The organism is Streptacidiphilus neutrinimicus (assembly GCF_000787815.1).
GTDB classification, from domain to species: domain Bacteria; phylum Actinomycetota; class Actinomycetes; order Streptomycetales; family Streptomycetaceae; genus Streptacidiphilus; species Streptacidiphilus neutrinimicus.
Window position 1 is genome coordinate 1 of record NZ_BBPO01000041.1, and the last position, 2,388, is coordinate 2,388.

A 2,388-nucleotide genomic window follows, 5' to 3' on the forward strand; every position below is an offset into this window, starting at 1 on the left:
CCTCCACGCTGCCGGACGGCGCGGCGCGCCCGGACCGGCCCGGCGAGCGGCCCGCGCCCCGCGAGCAGGCCGACACCGGCGTGGCGCTGCCGCTGCTCGGCAGCCGCGAGGAGTTCCTCGCCCACAAGGACCTCGGCACGTTCGGGGCGCAGGACCTCGCCGATCTGGACCGGCTCCTGGACACTCTCGCGTTCCGGCTGCCGCTGCGCCGCTCCCGGCGAAGGCGGTCCGACCCGCACGGCCGCAGCGTCGACCTGCGACGCAGTCTGCGCCGGAGTCTGGGCACCGGCGGGGAGACGGTCACCCTGGCGCGCTCGCACGGGCGGCTGCGGCGGCGTCCGCTCGTGCTGCTGTGCGACGTCTCCGGCTCGATGGAGACCTACACCCGGGCCTATCTGCGGTTCTTCGCGAAGCTCGGCTCGCGCGCGGGGGCCAGGGGCCTGATCCCGGTCGAGTCGTTCGTCTTCGCCACCCGACTCACCCGGCTGACCCCCGTCCTGCGGCGGCGCACCCCCGACGAGGCGCTGCGCGCCGCCGGGCAGGCGGCCTCGGACTGGTCCGGCGGCACCCTGATCGCCCGCTGCCTGGCCGCGTTCACCGACGGGTTCGGCCGCCGCGGCATGGCCAGGGGCGCCGTCGTGGTGATCTTCTCCGACGGCTGGGAGGCCGGTGACCCGGCGGGCGTCGGGCAGCAGATGGCCCGCCTGCGGCGGCTGGCGCACCGCGTGGTCTGGGTCAACCCCCGCAAGGCGGCGCCTGACTACGCCCCGCTGACCGGCGGCATGGCCGCCGCGCTGCCGTACTGCGACGCCTTCGTGAGCGGCCACACGGTCACCGCGCTGGAGGAGGTCCTGGCCGCGCTGTCCGACGACGACGGCCCTCGGCCCCGGGAACGCGCGGCCCTGGGCCCGCGCTGGGCGGGGCGACCGCCGTGACCGGGCAGGTCCGGCTCCCCGACGCGGTCGCCCGCCCGCGGGCGGGCCGGCCAGCCGCCGACGTGCGCCGGGCGCTCCAGCTCGCGCTGGCGGCCCTGTGGCTGCTGGACGGGATGCTGCAACTCCAGCCGGTCATGTTCACCAAGACGTTCGCGACGCAGGTCATCGCGCCCGCGGCGCAGGGCGAGCCCGGTCCGGTGGCGGTCCCGGTCCTGTGGGCGGCGGCGCTGATCGGTCACCATCCGGTGCTCCTCGACGCGGTGTTCGCGTTCGGGCAGCTGCTGCTGGGCCTGGGCATCGCGTGGCGGCCGACCGTCCGGGTGGCGCTGGCGGCCTCGGTCGCGTGGTCGCTGGCGGTGTGGTGGCTCGGCGAGGGGCTGGGCGGCGTGCTGACCGGCCTTGCCGGTGCGCTGTCCGGAGCGCCGGGGGCCGTGGTCCTCTACGCACTGCTCGCGGTGCTGGTGTGGCCGACCGGGCGGGACGGGCCCTCCCAGGCCGTGCGGGCGGTGGGCGTCACGGCCGCGCGGGCGCTGTGGCTGCTGCTCTGGGGCGGCCTGGCGATCCTGGCGGTGCAGCCCGCCGAGACCGCGCCGCAGTACCTGCACGACAGCATCGCCGGGATGGCCCCGGGACAGCCGGCCTGGCTCGGCTCGGTCGTCGACCACGCGGCCGCGCTGACCGCGCACCGGGGCGCGGCCGCCTCCGTGGTCCTGGCGGCGGTGCTGGCCGCCGTCGCCGTGGCGGTGCTGCTCCCGGCGAGCGCGCAGCGGGTCCTGATCGCGCTGGCCGTGGTGGTCGCCGTCGTGGTCTGGGTCGTCGGCGAGGCGCTCGGCGGGCTGCTCGGCGGCCAGGCCACCGACCCGAACTCCGGCCCGCTGCTGGCCCTCGTCGCCCTGGCGTACTGGCCGGGCGGCTCATCGGCTCCGCTGACCGCGGGGGCGCCGGGGAGCGGAGGGAGGGCCGGGACGTGACCCTCCCTGCCTGGCTCGCGGACGGCTTCGCCGCCGTCATGCTGGCCACCGCGGTCTACTGCGTGGGACGGCTGCTGCTCGCCCGTCGGCTGGACCGGCGTGTCGAGCACGCGGTCGACGTCGTGCACGTGCTGATGGGCGTGGCGCTGGCCGGCATGCTCGTGCCCGGCCTCGACCCGCTGGCCGGGGCCGTCTGGGCGGCGGTGTTCGCCGTGACGACGGCGTGGTTCGCCGGCCACGCGGCGCTGATCTGGTGTCGGTCGGCCCCGGGGCGACGCGCGGCGTCGCTCCGTCGCCGTCTGCCGCACCTGGTCCTGTCCGGCGCGATGCTCTACATGTACGCCGCGGCCTACGGCGGCGCGGCCGGCCGAACCCGGATGGGCGCGGCCTCGGCCGTGCGGTATCCCACCGCGGCACTGCTGCTGGCGCTGTTCCTGTGCGGCTACGCGGTCACGGTCGTGGACCGCACACCGCTGCGGTCC

General features: G+C 77.4%; 3 protein-coding genes. All 3 read left to right on the forward strand.

Translation table 11 applies throughout. The annotated features are described in order from the left end of the window. Window positions 1-935 (forward strand): vWA domain-containing protein (locus TR48_RS24060; protein ID WP_052442946.1); only part of this gene is annotated, 935 nt, incomplete at its 5' end. Beyond that, window positions 932-1,906 (forward strand): hypothetical protein, encoded by a 975-nt coding sequence (locus TR48_RS24065; RefSeq protein ID WP_042370828.1) that lies wholly within the window; start codon window positions 932-934, stop codon window positions 1,904-1,906. The genes TR48_RS24060 and TR48_RS24065, both read left to right, overlap by 4 nt. Continuing rightward, a partial coding sequence (locus TR48_RS39210) for a DUF5134 domain-containing protein (protein ID WP_052442947.1) occupies window positions 1,903-2,388 on the forward strand: 486 nt, incomplete at its 3' end. The genes TR48_RS24065 and TR48_RS39210, both read left to right, overlap by 4 nt.